The 26,147-nt window shown below is 44.8% G+C and carries 25 protein-coding genes; 12 read left to right on the top strand and 13 right to left on the bottom strand.

Annotated features, from left to right (window positions below):
• Nucleotides 1-181 precede the first annotated feature (181 nt).
• Both ABIO93_RS16605 and ABIO93_RS16600 read left to right on the top strand, forming a co-directional pair.
• Nucleotides 182-883 (top strand): tetratricopeptide repeat protein, encoded by a 702-nt coding sequence (locus ABIO93_RS16605; protein WP_348069613.1) that lies wholly within the window; start codon nt 182-184, stop codon nt 881-883.
• A gap of 97 nt (nt 884-980) precedes the next feature.
• Nucleotides 981-1,310, top strand: coding sequence for a transmembrane 220 family protein (locus ABIO93_RS16600; protein WP_348069612.1), 330 nt, complete (start codon nt 981-983; stop codon nt 1,308-1,310).
• Nucleotides 1,311-1,312: 2 nt separating this feature from the next.
• Here ABIO93_RS16600 and ABIO93_RS16595 read toward each other — a convergent pair whose 3' ends face one another.
• Nucleotides 1,313-2,080, bottom strand: a complete 768-nt coding sequence (locus ABIO93_RS16595; protein ID WP_348069610.1) for a biotin--[acetyl-CoA-carboxylase] ligase — start codon at nt 2,078-2,080, stop codon at nt 1,313-1,315.
• A gap of 44 nt (nt 2,081-2,124) precedes the next feature.
• On the opposite strand from ABIO93_RS16595, the gene rsfS reads away from it, so the two are divergent.
• From rsfS to ABIO93_RS16580, 3 genes are all read left to right on the top strand, one after another.
• Nucleotides 2,125-2,508, top strand: a complete 384-nt coding sequence (rsfS, locus tag ABIO93_RS16590) for a ribosome silencing factor (protein ID WP_244820831.1) — start codon at nt 2,125-2,127, stop codon at nt 2,506-2,508.
• 72 nt (nt 2,509-2,580) lie between these two features.
• A complete protein-coding gene (ftsH, locus tag ABIO93_RS16585; RefSeq protein ID WP_348069608.1) occupies nt 2,581-4,647 on the top strand; it encodes an ATP-dependent zinc metalloprotease FtsH in 2,067 nt (688 codons plus the stop codon).
• Nucleotides 4,648-4,752: 105 nt separating this feature from the next.
• The gene (locus ABIO93_RS16580; RefSeq protein ID WP_348069606.1) at nt 4,753-5,700 is read left to right on the top strand and encodes an aldose 1-epimerase; all 948 of its coding nucleotides are present in this window, start codon (nt 4,753-4,755) and stop codon (nt 5,698-5,700) included.
• Here ABIO93_RS16580 and ABIO93_RS16575 read toward each other — a convergent pair.
• The 6 genes from ABIO93_RS16575 to ABIO93_RS16550 all read right to left on the bottom strand — a co-directional run bounded on the left by ABIO93_RS16575 (nt 5,697) and on the right by ABIO93_RS16550 (nt 11,119).
• On the bottom strand, nt 5,697-6,788 hold the full coding sequence (locus ABIO93_RS16575) for a nucleotidyltransferase family protein (protein WP_348069604.1): 1,092 nt from the start codon (nt 6,786-6,788) through the stop codon (nt 5,697-5,699). The genes ABIO93_RS16580 and ABIO93_RS16575 overlap by 4 nt on opposite strands.
• A complete protein-coding gene (locus ABIO93_RS16570; RefSeq protein ID WP_348069602.1) occupies nt 6,781-7,704 on the bottom strand; it encodes a serine kinase in 924 nt (307 codons plus the stop codon). The genes ABIO93_RS16575 and ABIO93_RS16570 overlap by 8 nt, the downstream gene beginning before the upstream one ends.
• Before the next feature lie 20 nt (nt 7,705-7,724).
• The gene (locus ABIO93_RS16565) at nt 7,725-8,165 is read right to left on the bottom strand and encodes a lasso peptide biosynthesis B2 protein (protein WP_348069600.1); all 441 of its coding nucleotides are present in this window, start codon (nt 8,163-8,165) and stop codon (nt 7,725-7,727) included.
• 4 nt (nt 8,166-8,169) lie between these two features.
• On the bottom strand, nt 8,170-8,436 hold the full coding sequence (locus ABIO93_RS16560) for a PqqD family protein (RefSeq protein ID WP_348069598.1): 267 nt from the start codon (nt 8,434-8,436) through the stop codon (nt 8,170-8,172).
• 64 nt (nt 8,437-8,500) lie between these two features.
• A complete protein-coding gene (locus ABIO93_RS16555; protein WP_348069743.1) occupies nt 8,501-9,982 on the bottom strand; it encodes an aldehyde dehydrogenase family protein in 1,482 nt (493 codons plus the stop codon).
• Nucleotides 9,983-10,066: 84 nt separating this feature from the next.
• Complete coding sequence (locus tag ABIO93_RS16550; protein ID WP_348069596.1) at nt 10,067-11,119, bottom strand: saccharopine dehydrogenase C-terminal domain-containing protein; 1,053 nt, start codon at nt 11,117-11,119, stop codon at nt 10,067-10,069.
• Between the two features lie 113 nt (nt 11,120-11,232).
• On the opposite strand from ABIO93_RS16550, the gene ABIO93_RS16545 reads away from it, so the two are divergent.
• Nucleotides 11,233-12,459: an NAD(P)/FAD-dependent oxidoreductase gene (locus ABIO93_RS16545; protein ID WP_348069594.1), complete on the top strand. Its 1,227-nt coding sequence runs from the start codon at nt 11,233-11,235 to the stop codon at nt 12,457-12,459.
• Between the two features lie 5 nt (nt 12,460-12,464).
• Here the strand turns inward: ABIO93_RS16545 and uvrC are convergent, their stop codons facing one another.
• From uvrC to ABIO93_RS16525, 4 genes are read right to left on the bottom strand one after another with little or no spacing between them, the layout of a single operon-like run.
• The gene (gene uvrC / locus ABIO93_RS16540) at nt 12,465-14,273 is read right to left on the bottom strand and encodes an excinuclease ABC subunit UvrC (RefSeq protein ID WP_348069592.1); all 1,809 of its coding nucleotides are present in this window, start codon (nt 14,271-14,273) and stop codon (nt 12,465-12,467) included.
• Between the two features lie 23 nt (nt 14,274-14,296).
• Nucleotides 14,297-15,436 (bottom strand): glycerate kinase, encoded by a 1,140-nt coding sequence (locus ABIO93_RS16535; protein WP_348069590.1) that lies wholly within the window; start codon nt 15,434-15,436, stop codon nt 14,297-14,299.
• A 26-nt stretch (nt 15,437-15,462) separates the two neighbouring features.
• Nucleotides 15,463-17,760: a transglycosylase domain-containing protein gene (locus tag ABIO93_RS16530; RefSeq protein ID WP_348069588.1), complete on the bottom strand. Its 2,298-nt coding sequence runs from the start codon at nt 17,758-17,760 to the stop codon at nt 15,463-15,465.
• A gap of 50 nt (nt 17,761-17,810) precedes the next feature.
• Complete coding sequence (locus tag ABIO93_RS16525) at nt 17,811-20,060, bottom strand: tetratricopeptide repeat protein (RefSeq protein ID WP_348069586.1); 2,250 nt, start codon at nt 20,058-20,060, stop codon at nt 17,811-17,813.
• Between the two features lie 96 nt (nt 20,061-20,156).
• Between ABIO93_RS16525 and ABIO93_RS16520 the strand changes: the two genes are divergently transcribed.
• From ABIO93_RS16520 to atpH, 6 genes are all read left to right on the top strand, one after another.
• Nucleotides 20,157-20,405 carry an AtpZ/AtpI family protein gene (locus tag ABIO93_RS16520; RefSeq protein ID WP_348069584.1) on the top strand — a complete coding sequence of 83 codons (249 nt, stop codon included), beginning with the start codon at nt 20,157-20,159 and terminating at the stop codon, nt 20,403-20,405.
• 22 nt (nt 20,406-20,427) lie between these two features.
• Entirely contained in the window at nt 20,428-20,787 is a 360-nt protein-coding gene (locus ABIO93_RS16515) for a hypothetical protein (protein ID WP_348069582.1), read from the top strand.
• Between the two features lie 24 nt (nt 20,788-20,811).
• Nucleotides 20,812-21,906, top strand: coding sequence for a F0F1 ATP synthase subunit A (gene atpB, locus ABIO93_RS16510; protein WP_348069580.1), 1,095 nt, complete (start codon nt 20,812-20,814; stop codon nt 21,904-21,906).
• 45 nt (nt 21,907-21,951) lie between these two features.
• The gene (gene atpE, locus ABIO93_RS16505; RefSeq protein ID WP_244820848.1) at nt 21,952-22,215 is read left to right on the top strand and encodes an ATP synthase F0 subunit C; all 264 of its coding nucleotides are present in this window, start codon (nt 21,952-21,954) and stop codon (nt 22,213-22,215) included.
• Between the two features lie 159 nt (nt 22,216-22,374).
• Nucleotides 22,375-22,869, top strand: coding sequence for a F0F1 ATP synthase subunit B (gene atpF, locus ABIO93_RS16500; protein ID WP_348069578.1), 495 nt, complete (start codon nt 22,375-22,377; stop codon nt 22,867-22,869).
• 23 nt (nt 22,870-22,892) lie between these two features.
• On the top strand, nt 22,893-23,429 hold the full coding sequence (gene atpH / locus ABIO93_RS16495; RefSeq protein WP_348069576.1) for an ATP synthase F1 subunit delta: 537 nt from the start codon (nt 22,893-22,895) through the stop codon (nt 23,427-23,429).
• A gap of 70 nt (nt 23,430-23,499) precedes the next feature.
• Here the strand turns inward: atpH and ABIO93_RS16490 are convergent, their stop codons facing one another.
• Both ABIO93_RS16490 and ABIO93_RS16485 read right to left on the bottom strand, forming a co-directional pair.
• A complete protein-coding gene (locus ABIO93_RS16490; protein ID WP_348069574.1) occupies nt 23,500-24,384 on the bottom strand; it encodes a sugar phosphate isomerase/epimerase in 885 nt (294 codons plus the stop codon).
• Nucleotides 24,385-24,416: 32 nt separating this feature from the next.
• The gene (locus ABIO93_RS16485) at nt 24,417-26,099 is read right to left on the bottom strand and encodes an alpha/beta hydrolase-fold protein (RefSeq protein ID WP_348069572.1); all 1,683 of its coding nucleotides are present in this window, start codon (nt 26,097-26,099) and stop codon (nt 24,417-24,419) included.
• Nucleotides 26,100-26,147 lie beyond the last annotated feature (48 nt).

The raw sequence follows: 26,147 nt of genomic DNA, 5'->3' as shown, positions 1-26,147 counted from the left end.
AAACCGAGAATCTCACCGCATCGACCACCTACCCTTGCTTCCGTCAGGACCTGGGGGATTCGGAAGGAGCTGGTAGTTCCGATTTGCCAGCCCAAAGATAAAGACATTTTATTAACAAAAAGAAAACATTCATTTCGTCTTTCGCCTTACTTTTGTGCGAATCAACTAGAAATGAATCAGTATGCCCCGTTTATTTTTTTTTATTTTTCTGTTTTTCCTCTACTCTTGTTCCCAATCTTCTGATGCTTTCCTGAAAAAAGGGAAGGAATTGATGCAGCAGGGTAAGACCCGTGAAGCCATTGAATTCATCAATAAAGCCATTGAAAAAAATACTGCCAATGCAGAAGCATTCAATTTACGCGGCGTAGCCTACTACGAGTTGAAAGAATTCCCTAACGCATTGCTCGACTTTGGTCAGGCCATTAAATTACAGCCTTCTTCCTACCGGCCCTATTTCAATCGCGCCTTGCTCTACACGGACGAAAACCGTCTTGATTCTGCTTTTGCTGATTATAACAAATCTGCCACACTTGCTCCCGACACCGCTGACGTATTCCTGAACCGTGGCCAGCTGCTGGTACTCATGGAAAAAACTCCGGAAGCGATCGCTGATTTTGAAAAGGCCACCAAACTGGATATTAACAACAAACAAGCCTGGTATAATCTCGGCAACACGTACTACCGGAGTGCTGATTACAAAAAAGCGACGCTTGCATTTCGCCAAACCGTTAAGCTGGATGGTCAGTATGGTAAGGCGTTTTATGGATTAGGGCTGTCGCAGTGGAATGACGGAGAAAAAGATCTTGGCTGCACCAGTTTGAAACAAGCGCTCAATCTGGGATATCAGGACGCGGCCAATGCGCTGGCCCAATTCTGTCGATAACATCTGAACAAAAAACCAGGCTGCTATCGTTATGAATGATCAGAGAATGGCTTATTGATATATCGCTAAAGACCAACCCATTAAAACCCCGCTAATCATGAGACTCGTTAAAATATTTTTTGGAATCGTTTTTGTCATATTCGCCTATTTACAACTCAATGACCCTGATTCAGGGACATGGATTGCTATTTACAGCTTTGCTGCACTGGCCTGTTTTATGAGTATCAGGGAGTTGTGGCCTAGTTGGGTGTTTTACGTCTTGGCAGCTGGCTATGTAATTGGTGGTATTCTGCAATGGCCGCCTGCATTTGAAGGCATTTTCTTTGGCGAAACAGCCATGAGAAGCTTAAACATTGAACTTGCCAGAGAATCACTCGGGCTGGGGATTTGTGCAGTCGTGATGGTGGTACTTGGTAAATGGGGCTGATCTTAGCCTTTTACCCATTGTATTTCCTTTAATGCAAATTCCAGAATCTGCGCCTCAGTGGAAAGTTTGACACAAAGTTTTCCCTGAGGCGTCACATTAGTGACATAACCTGTCACTACCTCATCGTGATACAGAAATTTGACCTCTTCGTTGTATCCGTATAAATGTTTCAGATACTCCATCCGGATAGACTGCCATTGCGAGAAGCTCCCGAGTTTGTTATAATAGGAGTCCAGGTACTGTAATAGTCTGTGAAATTCATCTGCCAATGTGTACTCAACACCTGTTTCCTTTGACAATGAAGACGCATAGCCGTCACTAAACATCATTTGATTGATATTCAAACCTATCCCGACCGTTGAACCGGTAATTTTTGTACCCTGAATAGCGTTTTCGATTAATACACCGCTGATTTTCTTGCCATTGGCGTGAATGTCGTTCGGCCATTTGATTTTCACATCCTTCACATATTGGTGGGCATAGGCCCTCAAAGCCAGTGCAGTCATCTGACTGATCAGAAACTGTTCCGGGATTGGAATGAATTCGGGTGTCAGAATAACCGAAAAAGTGAGATTTTCCCCCGCATTTGCCAGCCAGGTTGTACCTCTCTGCCCCCTTCCCTGCACTTGATTGTCGGTTATGACAACGGTCCCCTCAGCAAACAAACCGGCGTGCACTATTTCAGCCGCAATGTCGTTGGTAGAGTGACAAGTTGGCAGATATATAACTTTTTTACCAATTATTAAGGTATCTTGTATCGAGTTGTACAATTTTTTTGTTTTACTTTAGGGTTTAGAAAAGGAATTAACTACGCATGAAAGAACGCAAAAATAAAGAACTATCCTCAAAAGATCTCTCGGAGCTGGTAGCAAAAGGAATGACAGAAAAGAAAGGCCTGGACATAACAATTCTCGACCTCAGAAAAGTTAAAAATTCAATAACTGATTTTTTTGTAATTTGTTCGGGTAACTCCGACACCCAGATAGATGCTTTGGCCAATTCGGTTGAAGACGAAGTTTACAAAATGTCCAAAACTGAACCCTGGCAAAAGGAAGGAAAGGCGAATGGAGAATGGATTTTGATTGACTACGTGGACGTAGTAGTTCACATTTTCAACAAAGACCGTCGCAAGCATTACGATCTGGAAGAACTTTGGGGAGATGCAGAGGTAACATACCTGGAAGATTCCATGGTATAAAGGACCGGAAGGGCAACGTTTGCCTTTCCGGAAATGTTGTTTTAATATATTTCCTCTTAATTAATACACAGAATGTCTGAACATGATAACAAAAGAGGGCCTCTCAGTCCTAAAAGTCCCCAGAAAGGATATCAAGGCTGGATTATAGCCGCTTTGATCGCCACTATACTGGGAATAACCTACCTTAACAGAACATCTACGATACGGGAAACTACTCAGAAACGTTTCGAAAAAATGATGGCCGATAAGGAAGTGGACCGGGTGACCATTGTGAATGACAAGTCGGTGGAAGTTACCCTGAAACCAGAGGCACTGAAACTTGATAAATACAAAGTTGTTGCGAAAGAAAATAATTACTTCGGAGGCGAGACAGCCTCACATTACCAATTTCAGGTAACATCAGCCGAGACATTCAAAAAGGATTTTGACAAAATGCAGGAAGGTATTCCTGACGATGACAAAGTACCTTTTGTCGTCGACACACGTAATGACTGGACCAGTTTTCTCGGAACCTGGGGCTTCTTCATTGTCATGATCCTGGTGATGTACTTTATTCTTGGCAGAATGTCAGGAGGAGTTGGGCCAGGCGGACAGATCTTCAACATTGGCCGTTCACGTGCTACATTATTTGATGCCGAGAACAAGGTTAAAATCACATTTAATGATGTGGCAGGTCTTGACGAAGCCAAAGAAGAAATCAAAGAAATTGTAGAATATCTTCAAAGCCCTGACAAATTCAAGAAACTGGGTGCGAAAATACCAAAAGGCGCTTTGCTGGTAGGACCTCCGGGAACAGGTAAAACTTTGTTGGCAAAAGCAGTAGCCGGAGAAGCGGGCGTACCATTCTTCTCACTTTCAGGTTCTGACTTCGTTGAAATGTTTGTAGGAGTAGGTGCAGCACGTGTGCGTGACCTTTTCAAACAAGCCAAAGAAAAAGCGCCTTGTATCATTTTTATCGATGAAATCGATGCAGTAGGTCGCTCCCGTGGACGTGGCGCTATGCCGGGTTCCAATGACGAGCGTGAAAATACATTGAACTCACTACTCGTTGAAATGGACGGTTTTGCCACAGATTCAGGCATTATCATCGTAGCAGCAACCAACCGTCCCGACGTATTAGATCCGGCGTTGCTTCGTCCAGGCCGGTTTGACCGTCAGATATCAGTTGACAAGCCAGATGTAATTGGCCGTGAAGCTATTTTCAAAGTCCATTTGAAACCTTTGAAACTGGCAACAGACGTTAATATTCAAAAGCTTTCGTCTCAAACACCAGGTTTTGCCGGTGCAGAGATCGCCAACGTATGTAATGAAGCAGCCCTGATTGCTGCTCGTCGTAACCGCGATGAAGTTACTATGCAGGATTTTCAGGACGCAATGGATCGCGTAATTGGTGGTCTTGAAAAGAAAAACAAACTGATCTCCCCAGAGGAAAAGGAAATCGTTGCTTACCACGAAGCAGGTCACGCAGTAGCAGGATGGTTCCTTGAACACGCCGATCCATTGGTGAAAGTTTCAATCGTTCCTCGTGGTGTAGCCGCATTGGGTTATGCCCAATATCTGCCAAGAGAACAGTATTTGTATCGTACTGAGCAGCTTTTTGACGAAATGTGTATGACATTGGGTGGCCGTGCGGCTGAGGATGTGGTATTCGGGAAAATTTCAACCGGCGCATTAAGTGACCTTGAAAGAGTAACCAAAGTAGCATACAGCATGGTGACCATGTATGGTATGAACGAGCGCATCGGAAACGTATCTTACTATGATTCCAAACAAAGCGACTACTCATTCACTAAGCCATATTCTGAGTCCACATCGCAAGCCATTGACGAGGAAGTAAGAAAACTGATTGACCAGGCTTACCAGTTTGTTAAAAATCTTTTGACTGACAAAAGGGACAAACTCGAAGTATTAGCAAAAGAGTTACTTGAAAAAGAAATCCTTTTCCAAAGTGACCTGGAAAAACTGATTGGCAAACGTCCTTACGAAAAAGAAACAAGCTATCAGGCATACATTAACCGTCGGTCCAACGAAGAAGCTGCTATTCACGAAGAAGTTGTGAAACAACAATTGGAAAAAGAAGCCAAAGAAGGTAAAGAAGAAGAAATGGCAGAAGCCGGCAAAGACGTAACAAACGACTAGCCCGGGCCAAATTCCATAATAAATAAAATAATAGCCGGACATTAACACTGTCCGGCTATTATTTTTACATCGCTTACTAAAACCTACATCTAAACCTCCATTGCAATGCCATTCGAGATATTTAAACAACAATTTGGCGAGTTAACAGAATACATTATTCAGGAATCTTCGACTGGAAACCGGTGCGTGATTGTGCCTGAACTGGGAGGAATTGTGCGCCAGCTTTCTCTGCGTAAAAACCAGACACTTTTTTCTGTTCTTAAAACCCCTCCTACCCCGCATGCATTGGTGGAGGACACCAAAAGCGCGAGCGAGTTGCTTTTCCCATTCGCTAGTCGCATTCCCGACGGTAAGTACAAATTTCTAGGTAAGGAATATCAGTTAGAAAAGAACGAAACAGGTAACCTCAACGCCATTCATGGTTTGGTGCGTAAAAAGCATTTTCACCTGGAAGAACAATCCATCCACGCTGACTATGCTTCATTGAAATTATCTGTGACACTAAGTGAGCCAGAGGGATATCCTTTCCAGGTAGACTTCTCGGTAGCGTATACATTGCATGCTGATGGCAGATTTACATTGCATTACGAGGCGAAGAACACTGATTTGAAACCTTGCCCCATTATGTTTGGCTGGCATCCGTACTTTCAGATCGGTGACGAAATGGCCGATGCATGGAAAATAAGCATTCCATCCAACGAGATCGTTACATTTGATTCCAACCAGATCCCAACAGGTAAGGAACCCTTTTATCTGGAAAAACCCACTCAGCTTTATAGAAAAGCATTCGACAATTGCTTTATCATAGCGCCCGAATCCGGCAATGCAGTAACCGAGCTGATTTCCGAAAATCAGAATGTTACGCTTCGTATCAGTCAGGAAACGGGGGAAGGAAAACTCAACTTTCTCGTATTGTACACACCGCCGGCACGTGATTGCGTTGCTATCGAGCCATTAACCGCCAATGTAGATGCATTTAATTCAGGGGACGGACTGAACATTCTCTCTCCCGGAAAAACCATTTCAGGAACTATTACCGTAACTCTGGCTTAGGAGTTTTTCTTATACCATGTGGCTTTGTGCCAGAGAAGCTGTAATTCAGAGAAGTATTTCAAATGTTCCAGAACAAGTGCGCTTTTGTATTTGAAACCGTCGTGGATAGCAAACCCGTGCTTGAAATACGGCCAGGTAGAATTCGAGGGCAACTGCGGTGCAGCCTCCCATTGGTTAAGTAATAACGTGGTCTCAACGGAAGCAATCTGTTGAGGCCATTCTTTTGCCCAAGGTACTCCGAGTCCCTTCAATATGCCGAGACTCCACGTTACCAAAGTATAAATACCTTTTTCCCTCGCAAGCGCAGCCACTTTTTCCCAGTCTGTCACGTTCCCGTACCGGAACATGTAGGCAGCAAGATCTGCCATGTATTTCAGTTTTCGCCATTGCTCCTTCCCCCCGTGGTGCACCAGTAAGATCAAAAACTGATATTCCTTTTGGAACACATTCAGTTTTTGATTTAACAGAGTATGTGTTTCAGAATAGCGCGCCCATTCATCAGAAGGAAATGTGAAAAGCAGCCGGGGATAGGCGATTTCCCAATGTGCTTCCAGGACATTGGTTGAGTGTCCGGTCTCTCTGAGCATTGGGATATGGTAGTCCGTCTTAAAAAACCGCTCTCTTGCTTTGGGTGTTTCAAGCAAATATTTCCGGTAATCATCTGCTATATAGCCTGCCTCGTCAGCTAGCACTTCGATCGCATCTGAAAAATCGTCCCGGGTAATGAGCACGTCGATATCACCAAACTCCCGTTGTCCTACATTGCCATACAACCAGTCAGCCCACACGCTACCTTTATACGCATAAGTTTCAATTCCCCTGGCAGTCAATAACTTGCTGACACGAACCAGTTCTTGGGCGCATATCAAATTCGCAAAAGCAATTTGCTGACAATCCGTGGTTAATCTCTGTTTGAAGCTAATGTCGATACCATTATCGTGAATATAGGAGAGGAAAACCGGCCGGATCTGGTGATAATAAAGCAGATTGAACAAATGCTTCTGATCCACTGCCTGACTCTTGTCATGCCCGAATCCCAGGCAAGAAGCAATTAGTAACGATAGCTCGGGGGAGATGGATTTATTCATGCATTAATACATTAACCTCATCAACAGCTTCATTGACCCATTTTTCCAATTTTTCAAAACCTTCCGGTCTCTTCTTTTGCCACATAGCAGCAGATTTTGCACATTGAAAACTTTGCAAGAAATGCTTTTTTAAAGATTCTTCATTGAGAAGACTAATGGGAAGCGGAAAATTTTTGAGGGTCTCAATCGGAATTTCAGGCCCCGAAAGTGGCAGTAATGGCTTTCTATTTCTGGCTTTATGTAAAAAGTAAAGTGCTTTCAGTTTAACAGGTTCCTGCTGAAATCCAGTTTTAGGTTGGTACGAAAACTTGTTCACCCCCTCACTCACCGGTTGCAGGCTAGCCTTGTCATACACGAGACCATTCACCGTCTTATCCCAGATTTTAAGTTGCGGATATGCCGGAATGACCCATGCAACCCCTTGGGAATCAAAACCAATGGCCGTCAGGTCGTCGCTGAGTAACTTGCAGCCTGCCTTGATAAATGCCGCCGCAGTTGTTGATTTCCCGGCTCCCGGTGTTCCCATAAAACACCAGGCCTCATCTCCTACCATGACCGAACTTGCATGCAGCAGAAAATAACCACGTTGGAACAAAATAAGGCCTAATGCTTCGCTTACCGTAAACAAACTGATCAGGTTTTGATCGTCGGTTTCAGGCGAAACCACCAGCAAATTGCCATTTACGGCCTTGAAAGCCGCTATACCTTTCCAATGAAGAAATAATTGTTTTTCCTCATTTTGCCCAAAAGACGCTTTGACACTCCTGCGATGGATCTGTGTGTTTTTTAATGGAGGTAGTACGAAATCTGCTACCCGGATATGTAGATCAGCATTCGCTGTAGAATCTCCGTCGCTTAGCTCCGGCAATACAATTTCAGAATGGATATTTAAACCGAAGGCTTTATAAAAATACATGTGTGTCGATTAAAAGTAGGTCACTCCCATACCCAAAGGCGCTGGTAGGAAATAGATGTTGGCCAATCTCCGATGATAATGGTACCATTTTTTTCTATCCACGCATGCGCCTCAAATTTTTTGGCCGGATTGATTTCAACTCCGATTTCAAGTGTTAATGAGGGTGCTCCGCGTAACAAGTACTTAGTAGCCAGAGCTCTGGGTAGGCAGAGTAATTCCAATGGAAGTAAATTAGCAGCGGTATCCACTGCCCAAACCGTCATGTCAATCTGTTCCTGAGAAAATTCCTTACTAGTCTGATTACCTGTCAGTTTGTGGAAAAATTTCCGAAATGTTGAAAACGATAAGAGCGACAATCCGGCCTTGATCCATAGCAAACAGAAGACCGATTTGAGAAACGTAATTTTCCCGTAACCGGACAAGCTGTTCCATTTGCCAATATATCCGCCTGCTTTTCCCAACTATCTAATTTATTTCTTCGACCAATTTTTCTGAAATAAGGTCTTTCAAAAGGCTGTCAATGTCTTCTCTGCACGTATCCATATCTACCTCATAGGTATGAACCACAACGTTACAAAGCTCATCAATGGTCTGTGGCCCGCCTTCTAATGTATCCCAAACCAGTAGACCCACTTCATCCAGCCCATAGTATGCACCTTTGTTGTGATTTAAAATAACTGTTTCACCTGCTACTTTGGAGGAAATCTGTTCGGATGTTAACTGGTACTTCATGACAAGAGAATGGGGCGTTACCGCTATAATGTGTTGTTTTCAAATGCAAAGTTAAAAATTTTAATTAGCCTATCTCAAACTTTATTCCTTGGGCAAGCGGCAATGCGGTTCCATAGTTGATCGTGTTAGTTTGCCGGCGCATATAAGCTTTCCATGCATCCGATCCCGACTCGCGGCCGCCGCCCGTTTCTTTTTCTCCCCCAAAAGCGCCACCGATCTCCGCTCCGGACGTTCCTATATTCACATTGGCAATACCGCAATCAGATCCCGATTGGGACAGGAATTGTTCAGACTCCCGCACATTCAATGTGAAAATCGCCGAAGAGAGCCCCTGCGGTACGTCGTTCTGAATCGCTATCGCTTCATCCAGGTCTGCGTATTTGATCAAATAAAGAATAGGCGCAAATGTTTCATGCTGTACAATGGCATAGCTATTCGCCACCTCAGCAACGCAAGGAGCCACATAGCATCCTGATTCATAACCTACCCCAGCCAACACTTGCGGCGCGACAATAAATGTCCCACCGGCCTCTTTCACTTTTTCAATGGTGGCCTGGTATTGGTTCACAGCTGCTTTGTCAATCAATGGCCCAACATGATTGTGAGCTTCCAATGGATTACCGATACGCAACTGGGCGTAGGCTTTTACCAGTCGCTTTTTCACTTCCTCGTATATGTCTTTCTGAACAATGATCCTTCTGGTGGAGGTACACCTTTGTCCCGCCGTACCCACCGCTCCGAACACAATGCCGGGAACCGCCACATTCAGGTCCGCAGAAGGCGTCACGATGATCGCATTGTTACCGCCCAGTTCCAGCAAGCTGCGCCCAAGCCGGCGTGCCACTGCCTCACCTACTGATCTGCCCATTGGCGTACTGCCCGTAGCCGACACGAGCGCTATTTTCGTATCATTGGCAAGCCATTCACCTGACTCACGTGCACCAGTCAGAATACAGGATACCCCTTCCGGTACCTCATTATTTTTGAGTACAGTTTGAATGATGTTTTGACAGGCTAATGCCGTCAAAGGTGTTTTCTCGGAAGGTTTCCACACGCATACGTCCCCGCAGACCCAAGCAAGCATCGCATTCCACGACCACACGGCGACAGGAAAGTTGAATGCAGAGATGATACCTACCACCCCGATCGGGTGCCACTGCTCGTACATGCGGTGTTGGGGTCGCTCGCTATGCATACTTAGCCCGTAAAGCTGGCGCGAAAGTCCGACTGCAAAATCACAGATATCAATCATTTCCTGCACTTCTCCCAAGCCTTCCTGCAAGCTTTTGCCCATTTCATAACTCACCAATGTGCCCAGCTCATTCTTGAACTTACGCAGCTCATCACCCATCTGGCGTACAATCTCGCCTCTTTTAGGTGCCGGTATCAATTTCCAGATCTTAAAGGCCTCGGTAGCTTTTCCAAGAATCTGATCATAATCGTTCCGTTCTGCCGCAGCTACTTCGGCAATTTTTCGCCCGTCAACCGGTGAAAATGACTCAATAATCGGTCCTTTTCCTGCCCAGCTTACCTGCCCCGTACTCATACCATTATTGACCGGCTCGATTCTCAGCCTGGCTAATATCTCTTTGATGTTTGTCATGATTCAATGCTTATCCTGAAATTCGGGTTAGTCAAAATACCTGCCGTTCTGGGTCTGAAGAAAATCACTGAGCATGATATCTTCCTGTTTGATAAACCCTTTGCCCGGTAATACACCGTCTGCCACCATTTCCACCACCGACGCAATGGAAGCAGCCGTAGTCCAGGAGATCGCGCGCCAATGTTGTCCATCTATCTGAATGGGGTGATAGGCGCGGTAAAATTCCTCCCTTTCCAGCCTGTTATCCTTCCAGCCTTCCACCACAGCGTATACATACACTACGTCCTGTTGCACCGGCGGTTTGGCCTCGGTCAGAATTTGCTCGACCAGCTCACGCTTGTCTTTCAGGCACAGCTCATACAGCATGAACCGCATCAGACTACAATGTCCCGGGTACCGGATCGTTTTGTAGTTCAATGTATCCAGCTTTCCTTCCAAGGTTTCGCACATGGTACCGAGTCCGCCAGAAGTAATAAAAGCTTCAAATTCCTGGCCTTCAATGTTAATCATTTCGACCCCTTCCAGTGAGGGTACCATCTTGCGGACGCCATTATGGATCACCTCAGCGTCGTTGATGTATTCGTTCACAACACCTGCCGGTGACCAGGTAAAGGAATAACCCATTAATCCATTTGGATAGCGGGGCAATGCTCCTACCCTTAGCTCAATGTCCCGTAATTTGGTAAAACGTTTCGCCAACTCCATCCCAACGATACCAATAAACCCGGGAGCCAGGCCACATTGTGGTGCGAGTATGCTGCGGCTATCCTTGGCCATTTCCCTGATCGCGGAAGTAGTAGCTACATCTTCAGTGAGATCAAAATAGTGAATACCCGCGTCGCATGCCTTTTGGGCGATGGGAAGGTTCAAATTATAAGGCATACATGACACCACAGCATCGAAACCGGCGAGTGCCTGATCCAGAAAATCCTGGTCGCTAATGTCGCCTGTCATCACAGAAAATGACAATGCTACCGCTGGTTGCGCCTTATCCAGGCCGGTCACATCAAATCTTTTGCTTAGCAAAGTGGCCACTAATGAACCTACTTTTCCTAGTCCTATAACGAGAATTTTTTGCATGTATAGTTATTGATGGTTTTCGTTAGAATATTTGAAGCTGTTTTGAAAGATATGAAAAGAAATTGCAGTTTTTAAAACTTACATGTCATTTTTGTATGATTAAAAAAGGGGACATGCAAATTGCAATAGTAGGCGGAGGAGCCTCAGGATTCATGGCAGCGATCACTGCTGCCGAGACTTTTCCGGAAGCCAGGATTACCATTTTTGAAAAAAATAAAACGGTACTGAACAAAGTCCGGATCTCCGGCGGTGGGCGATGCAATGTCACTCATAACCCGTCGGATTTGAGGTTTTTTATCAAAAATTACCCGCGCGGCGAGAAGTTATTACGTAAGCTTTTACATCAATTTGACGCAAATTCGACAGTTACCTGGTTTGAGAAACGGGGCGTAAAGTTAAAAACAGAGACCGACGGACGCATGTTTCCCGTTTCGGACTCTTCCCATACCATCATTGAATGTTTGATAAAAACAGCCAAAAACCATCAGATCGAAATCCGTACCTCGACTGCTATCAAATCGTTTTCCAAGGTACAAAGTGATTCAGGTCAAACATTCAACATTCAGTTGGATAATGAGGAAATCATTCACGCAGATCGGATTCTGATCTCGACTGGCGGGTATCCCAAAGCAAGCGGCTTTGACTGGTTACAGGAGCACGACCACCAGATTGTGCCGCCCCTTCCGTCTCTTTTTACATTCAATACGCCTGATAGTTACCTGTTGCCGCTGGCCGGCGTATCGGTACAGGATGCGGATGTGCGGATTATGGGTACCAAACACGACTGGCGGGGACCATTGCTGATCACACATTGGGGTTTCAGCGGGCCTGCCGTTTTGAAATTATCAGCCTGGGGTGCGCGCGATCTGGCGGAGAAGGAATATCAGTTTATTTGCAGGATCAACTGGGTACCGGAAATGAATGAGCAACAGATCAGGGAATTTTTTGTTTTGGAAAAAACCAAAGCACCTAAACAGCAGATTTCGTCTCACGCGAAGTTTGGGCTACCATCGCGTCTTTGGAAAATATTTGCGGAAAAAGCTGAGATCAATGAAGGGTTACGCTGGTCGGATGCTACCAACAAGGTACTGAACAGACTTGCGGAACTGCTCAGTAACAGTCAGTTTGAAGTAAAAGGCAAGACTACTTTCAAGGAAGAATTTGTAACCTGCGGGGGTATCGCATTGACCGACATTGACCCGGACACATTGCAAAGCCGCTCTGTTCCAGGATTATTTTTTTCAGGGGAAGTCCTTGACGTAGACGGCATTACCGGAGGTTTCAACTTCCAGAATGCCTGGACCACAGGTTATATCGCCGGTAAAAACATTGGTTCATAATGTGGCTATTCAGCCATTGCATCGAAATATGCCCGTACTTTCCTTGCCCGATCCAGTCCCACCAGTTCTGTCAGCGTTTCCACTGAACTTTCACGGATGCCCCGTACGGAGCCGAAATGTTTCAGCAACTTGGTAGCCGTCACTTTTCCTACGCCTACCACTCCCTCCATTTCGCTGATCAAACTGCCTTTGCTTCGTTTGTCACGGTGAAAAGTGATGGCAAACCGGTGCGCTTCGTCACGAATTTGCTGGATCAGCTTTAATGATTCCGATTTTTTATCAATGTATAATGGCAGCGAATCTTCCGGGAAATAAATTTCTTCCAGTCTTTTCGCAATGCCAATGATGGGCACTTGACCGTAAATACCCAGACTTTTCAATGCATCACAGGCCGCCCCAAGCTGGCCTTTACCTCCATCGACTACGATCAGATCGGGAAGCGGCTGGTCTTCGGCTATCATTCTCAGGTAGCGTCTGCTCACCACTTCATTCATGGAAGCAAAGTCATTAGGGCCGATCACCGTTTTGATATTAAAGTGCCTGTAATCCTTTTTGGACGGCTTTCCTTCTTTGAAGCACACCATGGCCGCCACCGGATTCGTACCCTGAATGTTGGAGTTATCAAAGCATTCAATGTGGCGTGGCAGCGATTTGAGTTGCAGGTCGGACTTCAACCTGATCAGAATGCGGTCCTTTTTGGATGAAGTAGCAGAAGCTTCAACTTCCCGCCGCTCTGCTTTTTCCCTCCGGAAATACATCACATTTTTCATGGACATATCAAGCAGCTTTTTCTTGTCGCCTAGTTGGGGCACGGTTACCGTAAGCCGCATTTCAAGGTCTGGTTTCAGGTTCGAGATCAATTCCTTCGCCTCGGAACCATAAGTAGTCCGCATCTCAACGATCATCAAAGCCAGAATTTCCAAATCACTCTCATCCAGCTTCTTCTTAACTTCAATGGTTTGAGTAGCAACCATATAACCTTGTTTGATCTTCATAAAGCTCAGGTATGCTGCCTCTTCGTCGGACACGATGGTCAGCACATCAATGTTCCCGATCCTTGGGTTAATGACAGTTGCTTTGCTTTGAAAATTAGAAAGGTGCTCGATTTTTGTTTTCCAGGAATGGGCCTTCTCAAAAGCCATTTGCTCAGCCGCAGCAAGCATTTTTTCTTTAAAATATTGCTGTGGTGACGACAGGTTACCTTTCAGGATATTATGAACCTGCTCTATTTCAGTATTGTATTCATCCTCGGTCTGCAAACCCTCACACGGCCCTTTGCAGTTTCCAATGTGGTATTCGAGGCATACTTTGAATTTTTTAGCCTCAATATTCGATTTAGTGAGCGGTAACTGGCACGACCTGATCTGGTACAGCGACTTGAACATATCAAGCAGCGTATGCATGGATCGTAAATTGGCAAATGGACCGTAGAATGTTCCTTTTGTCCGGTCCATATTCCGTGTTGGAAAAACCCTCGGAAATGGTTCGTCCGTCACGCAAATGAATGGATAGGTCTTGTCGTCTTTCAGCAGGATGTTAAACTTGGGCTGCAATTGCTTAATCAGCTGATTTTCCAACAAAAGCGCATCCCACTCGCTGAGTACGATGGTGTACTCGATGCGCCGGATCTGGCTCACCAGCCGCTTCGTTTTACGGTCGTGCTGATTGTTTTTTAAGAAATAACTGGAAACCCGGTTTCTTAAACTTTTGGCTTTGCCGACATATATAACCTCCCCGGTTTCGTCAAAATAACGGTAAACGCCGGGATCGAGAGGAATTTTAGAAAGTTCTTCTTTATAATTGAATTCAGACATTGAATGTAAGTATGCTTGGGCAATCAATTCTTCCTGTTTGAAAAAAACAACCTCACCAGATGAAAAGTTGCGTCTCTTACCAGCCCGAAAGCTTCTTGTTGTGCATGGTCCAGATCCATCGGTCTGTTCAAGACTGAAACCGCGTAGGTAATACCTGCCGAACGGACCTGTTCCGGGGTAATTTGTAATGTGCCGCACACTACCGCCAACGGAACCCCATAGGTGTTACAAGAATCTGCGAGGCCTTTTACTACTTTACCGGCCAGCGTTTGCTCATCTACTTTTCCTTCTCCTGTAATGACCAAATCGGAATTTTCAATTATATCCGTAATGTTGCTCTGATCCATTACAATGCTGACACCGTCTTTTAATGTGGCATTTAAAAACCAAAGACAACCCGCACCCAGACCTCCCGCGGCTCCTGCGCCAGGTTCCTTGCTCACATCTTTCCCAAGTGTTTCGGATGCTACTTTTGTCAGATTTTTCAACCCACTGTCCAGCGTTGTCACCATGTCGGAATCAGCCCCTTTTTGTGGGCCGTAAACAAATGCCGCGCCATTCATGCCAAACAAAGGATTGGTAACATCGCAGGCAACAACGACTGACACTGATTTTAAACGAGTATCGAGTTGGGATATATCAATAGCATGGATTGCATTCAATGAAGCGCCATTGGGTGGTAACAAAGCATTATTTTTATCAAAAAACCGGCAACCCAGTGCGGCTGCCATACCTATGCCGCCTTCGGTGGTCGCGCTACCTCCAATACCTAGAATGATTCTGCCAACTCCTTTGTCCAACGCATCCTTAATTAACTCACCGGTCCCATAAGTACTGGTCAGCAATGGATTACGTTCTTCGACGGATAAAAGAGCGAGGCCGGAAGCGGCAGCCATTTCTATAAAAGCCGTTTGCTTGTCGTGCGATAAGCCGTACTCCGTCTCAATTTCGCGACCGAGCGGATCGGATACTCTTACTTTTACATAGCTTCCTCTCGCCTGACCAGTCAAAATCCGTGAAGTACCTTCGCCCCCGTCGGCTAATGGAATGGAAGTCACAGTAGCATCCGGATAAGCCAGTAATATCCCCTCGGTAACTGCCTGACAAACATCGGCTGCTTCCAATGAACCACGGAATTTGTCGGGGGCAACAAGTATATTCAAGGATCGGACGGGGTATTCAGTGAAAATTAAAACAACACTCCTTCGTCATCGGAACGGGAAGGTGGCACATAAGTATCGGTGCTGTCCATAGCCACGCCGCCACATTCCCTGACATAGTTCTCAGGTTTATTAAACGGCCCTTTCCGGTACTGAACGAGCGTTTGATCACTATAAACTTTCTGCATAAACATTCCCCACGCGGGCATCGCAACACGTCCGCCCTGCCCCAGTGCAATGGTACGGAAGTGAATGCTCCTGTCCTCGCCTCCTACCCATATCCCTGACACGAGATGTTGCGTCATGCCCATGAACCAGCCATCGGAATAGTTTGAAGTAGTCCCGGTTTTGGCTGCGATTTCATTACCCTCGGTCACACCATACTGACGAAGTCGACCAGCAGTTCCACCCGGGTCTTCTACTGCTCCGCGCATCAGATATAGCATATTGTAAGCCATATTTTCACTGATTTCCTGATTTTGCTTTTGAAAAAATTCCTGCAAAACATTGCCATGACGGTCCTCAATGCGCAAAACGGTCATCGGCTCCGTACGATGTCCGCCATTTGCAAATGAGCAATAAGCGCCTACCATTTCAAAAACCGATACATCACTGATCCCCAGACAAAGCGAAGGCACTTCCTGTAATTTGCTGTTGATACCAAGCTTGTGGGCGTATTCAACCACTGTTTTTGGACGGACCATTTTCATCAGGTAAGCGCTCACCGTATTGACTGACTTACCTAATGCTTGCCTTAATGATAGTGACTGATAGGAATACTTGTTATTCGAGTTATGTGGAGACCAGCCACCGGGAACGCCGTCAGAAGGGCCAAAATAAACCGGAGCATCTGTCACGTGATCACAGGTCGTTAAAAAGTTTTTGTCCAGTGCCGACACATATATAAAGGGTTTGAAGGTAGAACCAGGCTGCCGAGAACCTTGCTTCACGTGGTCATATTTGAAATACCTGAAATTGATACCACCTACCCAAGCCTTGATGTGACCGTTTCTTGGATCCATTGACATCATTCCGGCTCTCAGGAAGCGTTTGTAGTAGGCAATGGAATCGATCGGACTCATAATCATTTCCTTTTCTCCGTCCCAGGTAAACACCTTCATTTTGTAAGGTTTACGCATGATTTTCCAGGCCTCTTCCTCGCCAAGGTCCCGTTTCAATGATATAAAATGGGGTGATCTTTTGGCAGCCGTGGTGATAAAGCCAGGTATTTCCTTTCCATTCTCGTACGACCATGGATTTCGGCCCTTCCAGTGTGCATCAAACAACTTTTGCTGCTGTTTCATGTGTTCTTTCAACGCGTCCTCTTGATACCGCTGCATGCGGGAATCAATGGTAGTATAAATGCGCAACCCGCTTGTGTTCAGGTCGTAGTTCGTGTCATGTTCTTCATTGTAGACCCTGACCCAGCTTTTGAGGTAACCACGCATGGACTCTCTGAAATACGGCGCCAAGCCAGTATTATGGCTGTCAATTGTAAATTCCAGGCCGAGCGGCTTTTCCTTATATCTTAAAAAATCTTCTTCTGGAATGTACTCGTACTTCGTCATCTGAGCCAGTACGGTGTTTCTGCGGTTCAATGCATTGATCGGAAAACGCAGCGGATTGAACAATGTCGGGTTTTGCAGCATTCCTACCAGCAATGCCGCCTCGGTCACATTCAGGTCCCAGGCTTCTTTGTTAAAGTAGGTTTTGGCCGCTACCTTGATTCCGTAAGTGTTATTACCAAAGGATACGGTGTTGAGATACATTTGCATGATCTCCTGCTTGGTATATTTCCTTTCCAGGACGACCGATAGTACCCATTCCTTGGTTTTCGCGATCACGATCCTGATAACAGGTATTTTTCCCAATAAACCTTCAAATTCTTCTGAACGCGTATTGAAAAGGTTTTTTGCAACCTGTTGCGTCAATGTACTACCTCCGCCCGAACTTGAATTCCCTGATACCACACCTTTAAAAACCCGCAATAAACTGCGTGGGTCAATACCTGAATGGTTCACAAAACGCGCATCTTCGGTAGCTACCAGCGCATCGATGAGATTAGGGGAAATTTGAGATATCTCAATCGGGGTCCTGTTCTCGATAAAGTACTTGCCCAATGACTTACCATCCTCGCTGATCACTTCGGAGGCCAACTCACTTTTGGGGTTTTCAAGCGTTTTTAGATCCGGCATGTCTCCAAACAGCCAGAAAAAATTGAAACTTACTGCTACTATATAAAGTATAGCAAGACCCAGTCCTATTCCAACATATTTCCAAAGTCGGATAATGCTGCGACGGTACTTTCCGGGTTGCAATTCAATCATATATGTGGGGTTATTAGGTAGTAAACGAACAAAGATACAATTTCGGGCTATTATCTCTTGCCCATGGAAAGTGAATTAAGTTCCTGCATTTCTTTGAGCCTGGGCAGGTAAATGCTGGAAGGATACAGCCGTATGAATTCTGTAATGGCTTGCGAATAAGCTTCTTTGCCCCTGACTTTTCCAATCAGGAAAACACGCAAAAGTGCGAATTTGTCTTCCATAGAACCGCCTTTATAGGCAGGAAGATTTTGTTCAATGTCTTCTAATGCTTTGGTAAAATTACCGTCCGTGTACATTTTATATACTGCTTCATACTCTTTTACCGGATTTCCGGAATTCGCGGAACCCGCCACATCAGTGGCTTTGCTGACGAGCCTTGCATAGGTGGAAGTCGGGTACTCGCTCAGCAGCTTGTCCTTCCAGGCCGATTTATTCTGATTATTGTCTTCGTAGCTCAGGTACAACAAATAATAGATCTCGTCTTTATATTGTGTTTTAGGAAAATCGGCCAGTACGCGTTCAAATGTTGTAATGGCGCGTTGCGATTCTTTCAGGTCGAAACGATATATTTTACCGAGATTGTACAGCGCGTCCTCTTTCTTTTTTTGAGAATCGGCAAACTGCTGGTCGGTCAATGGAATATTCTTTTTCAACAGATCGTGCACTTCCTGCCATTGAGGATCGCCTTTTTTCATGCTCGTCGAGGCTTCCGTTCCTGCCACCGTAGCAGAGCTATCGGCCGGATTAATGGCGTTATTTCCTGCGGTCGATCGCAATGGACGGCTGCTCCTGCGCCAGTCATCTTCAAGTTGTCGGTTTCCCCAAGCCCTTTTGAACTCTATTTTTCCCTGATTAATCAAAGCAGGATCATAGAGTTCCCATCTTCGTTCGTTGCCATTGCTTAGCAAATTGGTTGTGTTCTGAGGATTTGCGGTTTGGGCAGCCAGCATAGCTTTTTTTGCTTTCTCTTCTTCCGCCAATCGCTGTTTTTCTTTTTCCTCAATGATCGCATCGATCTTATTATCCAGCGCGGCAGGGTTAAGCCGTGCTAGTTTTTGCAAACTGTCTTCGGTTGTCACAATGGTATATTGAGCAACGAAGCTGTCCAGTGCTCTTTTTCGGTCCGCTACCAAACGATATTCGGGAGCCTGTTGCGGCAAAATCGCCAGCGCACTGTCATAATATGCCTTCGACAGTTCAAAACTTTCAAGCGATTCGTAATGTATTCTCGCCAGTTGTAAATAGGTATAGGCCTTTTGTTCCAGGTTCTTTCCTTTGGATGCTGCTGCGCCTTTTTGCAGGTAAGCAACTGCCTGCGGGATTTGTTTCCTGTGCTCAGCAAGTAGCCCCATTGTAAAATAGATCCTGTCTTTCAGATCGTCATTCTTACGGTCTTTCAGCATTTTATCAAAACCAACAGAACTGAGGTCTTTTTTAGGATTCAAAACCACCTCATTTTGCAGCGAGTTCATGGAAGAATAGAAGCCCAGGTCGTAATCCGGGCGGTTCTTGTTCACGCTGCGGTAATGTTTGTTAGCTAATGCATACTGACCAAGTCTGTCATACATCTGCGCCGCTGCAAAATGTATTCTCGCCGTTTCGATTGATTTTTTCAGCAATGGAAATGTCTCTTCCAGGATGGCCACGGAAGTGAGGTACTCGCCGTTCTGCTGGTGCAAATAGGCTTTGGTAAGGTAAAAATCTTTGAGCGTTGCTTTATTAAGCGGTTGCTGGCTCAGGTATTCTGCCACGCCCAGTGCATTGGAGTAATCCTTTCTGACGATATAGGCACGCATCAAGAGGATTAGCGCATTGTTCTTGTCATTCTCGTCGCGCCCATTGGCATATACATAACGCAATGCCTCCAACCCGTCGGCCCATTCCCCCAGATACAACCGTGATTTACCTAAAAGAATGTAACTATTATCCAGCCATTTGCTATTCTGATGCTTTTCGGCCACGATGGAGGCCTTTTTGATCGCGTCCTGCAATTGGGGCTTCACCGGAAGTGAGAGCACCGAATCCATCGGTAATAGGATAGGCAGTAACTGATTATAATCTTCCTTAAAAGCCTTCCTCATCGTAAACTCCGCCTCGATCATGTCCTGCTCCGCCATGAAATAAGCATTATACCGCGCCGAGATATTATGAAAAGTGGTCGCGCCCGGACGGCTGCTAAACTGCGAACAAGCGGCCAGCAAACAGGTAGTAGTGATCAGTAAGGCAATTCTGCGGATATTGGAAGCTAAACGGTCGGCCACAAAGTTGACGTTAGGGATGTCTTTTTTCTTCTTATTCAAGCAAATCTAAAACGGTATTTTGAATAATTACGTATCGAAGATAAGGTCATTTGTAAAATTTGAAGCAATTTTACCTTAATATTCTACACCAATTGCATGAAAAAAGATAATAGTGATCCGGCGAACGCGAATGGCAAATTCTCAGGTGAAAATTCACCTTCGCGATTTCTGAAATATTCGGGTATGGCCATGCAAATGCTCGGTACCATTCTGGTTTTTACCTACGGCGGCTACAAGCTGGACGAATACCAGCAAAACAAGGTGCCGGTATGGACGCTGATTCTGTCCCTAGGCTCCATTGCGGCATCTCTATATCTCCTCATTAAAAGTTTTACTAAACAGTAAGACCTCACGTAATCCATCCGGCATGTTACGCACATTACTCGCATCAGCAATTTTGGGAATTGTATTTTTCCTTGCTCAGTACTTTCACTATGATTCATTCCTGCATCCTTATATATGGTACATTCTGATCTTCTTTTTCGGGCTGTCATTCTTTGCGCACAGGCTGATGGAATTCGGATTACGAAACAATCGTGAAAAATTTGTCACATTTTACATTTCTACCATTGTTGGCCGCATTGTCCTTACTCTGGTCTTTATCGCATTGTTTTTATATCAGGGGCTAAGTGATTCATTCCTATTTATTACCAATTTTTTTGCACTCTATTTGTTTTACACATGCTTTGAAATATATGGTTTGTATCGTAACTTGCGCCGCGATTGACAAAGCATAGTATTTCAAGCATTTATGTATACCTATTTGAGACTGTTTTTTACTACTGCCCTAGTTGCGGCAACCTGCCTTTTCAACATTCCTGTACGGGCAGAAGAACCTACCCAGCACACCGCTGAAAAGGTTGTGGAAGGCATTAATGATCAAGAGCATAAAATTGAACATAAGCTTGAAGAGTCAGAGGAAAAGTTCAATATTGGCCAAATGATCATGCACCACATTGCCGACTCACACGAGTGGGAAATGACACACGGTGTAGTGATACCGCTTCCGGTTATCCTTTATTCTGCTGACCGCGGAATTGAAGTTTTCTCTTCTTCCAACTTCCACAACGATCACCACGAATACAATGGTTATCATCTGGTTCATGGTGATTCAGAGCAGATAGTACCCGTTGACGAATCTCGTGTTGTTTATGATTTTTCCATTACCAAGAATGTGGCATCCATGCTACTGAGCGCGGTTATTTTGATTCTCGTCTTCACAAGCATTGCCAACTCTTATAAGAACAACAAAGGAAAAGCCCCGAAAGGATTTCAGTCTGCTATGGAGGTTATTATCCTATTCATCCGCGACGATGTTGTTAAACCAAACGTAGGGCCTAAGTATGAAAAATACCTGCCTTACCTGCTGACATTGTTCTTCTTTATTCTAATCAATAATATTTTAGGATTGCTGCCAGGCTCTGCTAACCTTACCGGAAACATCGCGGTAACCATGACATTGGCTGTTTTGACTTTCATCGTTGTTCACCTGAATGCGAATGGCAATTACTACAAGCACCTTGTAAGACCGACTGGTGTTCCCCTGCCGTTGTTGATCATTATGATCCCGGTTGAGATCGTAGGTGTATTCATGAAGCCTTTCTCATTGATGGTCCGGTTGTTTGCCAACATGACAGCAGGTCACATTATCCTATTGAGCCTTTTCGGTTTGATATTCATTTTTCAAAGTTTTGTTATCGCCCCGGTTATCTCGCTTTTCGCCCTGTTTTTGAACTTTATCGAAATCATGGTAGCATTTATCCAGGCGTTTATTTTTACCCTGTTATCGTCCATGTACATCGGCAGTGCTATTGAAGAACATAGCCACGCAGACCACGGACATTGATCTGAATCTCTTTTTTATTAATTATATTTTAAACCAAACACAATTATGTTGCTTCAAATTTTGCTTCAGGCTACAGAACAAGGTGGTGCAGGTCTTGCAGTATTCGGTGCTGCTATCGGTGCTGGTCTTGCAGCTATCGGTGCTGGTCTTGGTATTGGTAAAATCGGTGGTAGCGCTGTTGAAGGTATCGCCCGTCAACCAGAAGCTGCCGGTGCTATCCAGACTGCAATGCTTATCATAGCTGCCCTTATTGAAGCGGTAGCGTTGTTTGCAGCGGTTATCTGTCTGCTGATCTCGTTCAAGCTTTAGTAGAAACATTGGACTCAGGTCCTTACTTCCGATACATTAGGTATGGAGGTAACCAAAAAATCATCGTGGGAGCATTAGGCTCCCACGAAATTTTAATAAGAAGAGAGCCAGTAAAAGGGTAACACCTTTATAATCTTACACTCAAAACTCATTTATACTATGTCATTGCTTACTCCAAACCCAGGCCTTATTTTCTGGATGCTTGTGGTATTTTTGCTGGTAGTTTTCATTTTGGCAAAATTCGCGTGGAAACCAATTATCAATGGTCTTAAAGAACGCGAAAACGAAATTCAGGGCGCACTTGATCTTGCAGAAAGAACAAGAGCTGAAATGGTTAAGTTAAAAGCTGACAACGAAAAGCTTATCGTAGAAGCGAATGCCATTCGTGACCAGATCTTACGTGATGCCAAAGATGCTGCTGACCGCACCATCCTTGAATCCAAAGACAAAGCATCAGTAGAAGCACAAAAGATGATTGAAAGCGCACGTGAAGCGATCCGCAATGAACAGCAGGTAGCCGTGGCCAAGATCAGAAAAGAAGTTGCGACACTTTCATTGGAAATCGCAGAGAAAGTTCTGAACCGTGAATTGAAAGACAAAGAAGCCCAGGAAAAATTGATCGCAGAACTTGCTTCATCTGCACGTCTTAATTAAAAGGTATTTAAATTTAATTTCCGATGTCAGTAAGCATTGTAGCTGCCAGATATGCAAAATCACTAATCGATCTTGCCAAAGAACAAGATGTTCTGGAAGCGGTTTATCAGGACATGGTTTTGTTCAAAGATACAGCTGATAAAAACAGAGGCCTGATGCTTGCATTGAAAAGCCCTGTTGTACGTCACGAAAAAAAGGCGGGCATTTTAAAGGCACTTTTTGAAGCCCGCGTTAATGCTGTTTCCTACGCCATTTTCAAAATTATCACAAGAAAAAATAGAGAGGCTATTCTGGATGAAATCGCCGCAGAATTCATCAAAGCTTATAACATTAATCAAGGAATTCAGAAAGCGACTGTGGTAACTACTACCCCGCTTACAGATGAGCTGCGCAAACAATTCACTGACATTGTTACTTCGGCAACCGGCAGAACTGTGCAGCTTGCGGAAAAAGTGGATCCAAGCCTGATCGGAGGTTACGTTCTTCGTATCGATGACCGCCAGATCGACGCTTCGCTGAAAAGCCGCCTTAACGAACTTAAATTACAGTTAGTAAACTGATATTTTTATCTGCATAATTTGGAAGACCCGGCTGCTATGCGGCCAGGTCTTTTTTTATTGCAGCTAAATGTTAAACCTTCATCTTGGTAACATTCTTGAAACTAATGTCGATTGCTTCAATAGCTGGTATCTTGGCGACATCCTGCTCTACAAAGAAATGGGTCAGTCCAGCTAGTTTGCGATGATCGAAGATCTTCTTGAAATCAATGGATCCAGTTCCTACTTCGGCAAACGATTTGTCGGTTTTGTCCATATCCTTCACGTGCCACAATGGGAAACGGCCCGGATATTTTTTGAAAAGATCAACAGGGTCCAGACCAGCCTTCACGATCCAATAAAGATCCAGTTCCAGCTTCACCAGCTTTGGATCGGTACTTGCGATCAAATCATAAGGAAGCTGCCCATCTAATTTCTTGAATTCAAAATCATGGTTATGGTATCCAAACTGTAGCCCAGCCTTTTTAGCAACCTCGCCGGATTTGTTGAACAGGTCTACATACTTTTTGTAATCTTCAATGGATTTTCTTTCTTCGTCCGTCAGGTACGCACAGTTTACATACTTCTGCCCCAGCTCCGCCGCGTCATCCACAGCTCTCTGCCAATCGTTGCTCAGTGTTCCTTTCGTAGTCTTATTCTGAACGCCAGCGCCATAATGCCCGCTTACGGGAGCCAGTCCCAGGCCGCCCAAGATGGCCTTAAATTCCTTTGGAGTTTTGCCAAAGAATTTCCCATCATTATATCCAAAAAGCTCAACTTCCTTATAGCCGATTGCTGCTACTTTTTTCAATGTGCCTTCCAAATCTTTAGCAAGGTCTGCTCTCAGCGTATAAAGTTGCAAACCGATTTTAGAAGGCGCTTTTGAAGTCAAATCTAACTTTGAAAGCATTGGAGCTGCTAACATAAAAGCACCCGCCTTTATGAATGATTTCCTTGAAATCTTCTCGTTGTGATTCATTTGATTGTATAAAAATTTGGGGTTGGTTATTATTATTTGGTAATTGTAATGGCTCCTGATCCGGAAAGTTTAGTTTTCACATCCTCAGTGATCTTCCAATTTTCTGAGAAATTCCCATCTACAATGACATTGGTTGACGAATCCTTAAATAACAAAATGTCCTTGAATTCGGGAAGTTTACGGTGCATAACCGAGACAAACGGGAAACCTTTGTCCTCCGCCCCACTCCACCATGGCAAACCTGAATTCACAGCCACATAGTGCTTCTCGACAGGAAAAATGTAAAACAATCCATGCGCCTTATCCGCCGGATTCATGTGTAACGGCAGCTTATCCGCATACTTCGCAATCACAGCATTGGTTTCTTTGGTACCAAAAAGGATAAGGTTACTACTTTCAATATCGCTCGGACGAACTTCTTTATCTGAAACAACTCTTGGGAAAAACATTATCCGCCCCAGGAATGGCCCGCGGTAATGCGACCAGTCGGCAGCCAAATTTGCAATGTCCAAACGCCTATTAAGTTCCTCTGGCGATGGATTATCAGCCGTGCCGTACACATACACATGGCGCGTTGAGAATGCATCATAAATGGGCCCCTCTGCTCCTTTTTTCTTCACCAACCCAGTTGCAATAGGGTTACTGGCGACAGCCCAAACATTGTTATTCTTGACAAAAGACAGAGAACTGTCGGTTTTTGCAGTCACCGCTTTTCCATCAATGGTAAAAGTGATATTAGAAGCAGCATTAAATTTCGGATGCCCTTTCAAGTTAACCGTAAAAGCTGCAAGGTTTTTCGTAGTAATGGTCGCAGCATTCGGCTTGTTCAGATTAGCATCTATTTCAGCCAGACTTCCTGGGGTCATCTTATCAAACCGCACCCAGAACGCCTTGTTGTATTTGTACTGCTTACTTACAAATTTGACACGGTCCGGATAAGGATTTCGCTCCGCATGACCGAACCATTCAAATATAAACTCGTTGTCATAAGCACTTACCCAGCTGTCGTGCTTCACATCCACAAATTCCTTGTAACTTACTTCAACGCCAATATCCTGCAAATGCTGCACCCATTTTCGCGTTCCGTCAACGGGAACAACCGGATCTGCATCGCCATGAAAAAAGTGTACCGGAAAATTCAATGCATTAGAAGCGAGATCAAATGTTCCCTCCGGAGGTGCAGGGCACACCGGTGCAATGGCAGCCCAAATATCAGGACGCGTGAGACCAATCCAAAGCGTTCCTCCACCGCCCATTGACAAGCCGGTTAGATACGTCTTGTTCTCATCAATTTTGAAACGTTTCTTAACATCATCCAGAACACCATAAACGTCCTCCTCCGGAATGCCCTGGTACCCGGCTGTGCCTCTCGCATATGGCGATGCAACGATAAAATCGACGTCGTCCCACTGCTGAAAATACCGACTCGCTTCCACATCCGTTTCGCCTTCAGCATTGCTTTTACCAAAAACACGTTTCAATGCAAGCCGGTGATTTGAACCAGCTCCGTGGAGCATGATTACCAACGGATATTTCTTGTTTTCATCAAAATTCTTGGGAAGATAAAGTCCATATGGCTGTTCTGTATCGTCAGCATCAGAGTAAAAAGTAAGGACTTGCGGACCGGAGGAAAGTTTCTGAGCTTGTAAATTATTAAAGCCTAAAAGAAAGCTTAGAATCGTAAAAATCTTGGCATTCCTGAATTTTATCCCCATTTGATATAATAATTTTCTTGGGCTAAATATAAACTAAATCATAACGAC

It is taken from the genome of Dyadobacter sp. (assembly GCF_039919315.1).
In the GTDB taxonomy this organism is placed as follows: Bacteria; Bacteroidota; Bacteroidia; order Cytophagales; family Spirosomataceae; genus Dyadobacter.
Note: the sequence above shows the minus strand (reverse complement) of the source record. Positions and strands in the feature narration are given on the sequence as shown.

Excerpts from the sequence above, each read along its gene's own strand:
- ABIO93_RS16605 (WP_348069613.1), top strand. The coding sequence starts at position 182 with ATGCCCCGTTTATTTTTTTTTATTTTTCTGTTTTTCCTCTACTCTTGT.
- ABIO93_RS16600 (WP_348069612.1), top strand. The coding sequence starts at position 981 with ATGAGACTCGTTAAAATATTTTTTGGAATCGTTTTTGTCATATTCGCC.
- rsfS (WP_244820831.1), top strand. The coding sequence starts at position 2,125 with ATGAAAGAACGCAAAAATAAAGAACTATCCTCAAAAGATCTCTCGGAG.
- ftsH (WP_348069608.1), top strand. The coding sequence starts at position 2,581 with ATGTCTGAACATGATAACAAAAGAGGGCCTCTCAGTCCTAAAAGTCCC.
- ABIO93_RS16580 (WP_348069606.1), top strand. The coding sequence starts at position 4,753 with ATGCCATTCGAGATATTTAAACAACAATTTGGCGAGTTAACAGAATAC.
- ABIO93_RS16575 (WP_348069604.1), bottom strand. The coding sequence starts at position 6,788 with ATGAATAAATCCATCTCCCCCGAGCTATCGTTACTAATTGCTTCTTGC.
- ABIO93_RS16570 (WP_348069602.1), bottom strand. The coding sequence starts at position 7,704 with ATGTATTTTTATAAAGCCTTCGGTTTAAATATCCATTCTGAAATTGTA.
- ABIO93_RS16560 (WP_348069598.1), bottom strand. The coding sequence starts at position 8,436 with ATGAAGTACCAGTTAACATCCGAACAGATTTCCTCCAAAGTAGCAGGT.
- ABIO93_RS16555 (WP_348069743.1), bottom strand. The coding sequence starts at position 9,982 with ATGAGTACGGGGCAGGTAAGCTGGGCAGGAAAAGGACCGATTATTGAG.
- ABIO93_RS16550 (WP_348069596.1), bottom strand. The coding sequence starts at position 11,119 with ATGCAAAAAATTCTCGTTATAGGACTAGGAAAAGTAGGTTCATTAGTG.
- ABIO93_RS16545 (WP_348069594.1), top strand. The coding sequence starts at position 11,233 with ATGCAAATTGCAATAGTAGGCGGAGGAGCCTCAGGATTCATGGCAGCG.
- uvrC (WP_348069592.1), bottom strand. The coding sequence starts at position 14,273 with ATGTCTGAATTCAATTATAAAGAAGAACTTTCTAAAATTCCTCTCGAT.
- ABIO93_RS16530 (WP_348069588.1), bottom strand. The coding sequence starts at position 17,760 with ATGATTGAATTGCAACCCGGAAAGTACCGTCGCAGCATTATCCGACTT.
- ABIO93_RS16520 (WP_348069584.1), top strand. The coding sequence starts at position 20,157 with ATGAAAAAAGATAATAGTGATCCGGCGAACGCGAATGGCAAATTCTCA.
- ABIO93_RS16515 (WP_348069582.1), top strand. The coding sequence starts at position 20,428 with ATGTTACGCACATTACTCGCATCAGCAATTTTGGGAATTGTATTTTTC.
- atpB (WP_348069580.1), top strand. The coding sequence starts at position 20,812 with ATGTATACCTATTTGAGACTGTTTTTTACTACTGCCCTAGTTGCGGCA.
- atpE (WP_244820848.1), top strand. The coding sequence starts at position 21,952 with ATGTTGCTTCAAATTTTGCTTCAGGCTACAGAACAAGGTGGTGCAGGT.
- atpF (WP_348069578.1), top strand. The coding sequence starts at position 22,375 with ATGTCATTGCTTACTCCAAACCCAGGCCTTATTTTCTGGATGCTTGTG.
- atpH (WP_348069576.1), top strand. The coding sequence starts at position 22,893 with ATGTCAGTAAGCATTGTAGCTGCCAGATATGCAAAATCACTAATCGAT.
- ABIO93_RS16490 (WP_348069574.1), bottom strand. The coding sequence starts at position 24,384 with ATGAATCACAACGAGAAGATTTCAAGGAAATCATTCATAAAGGCGGGT.
- ABIO93_RS16485 (WP_348069572.1), bottom strand. The coding sequence starts at position 26,099 with ATGGGGATAAAATTCAGGAATGCCAAGATTTTTACGATTCTAAGCTTT.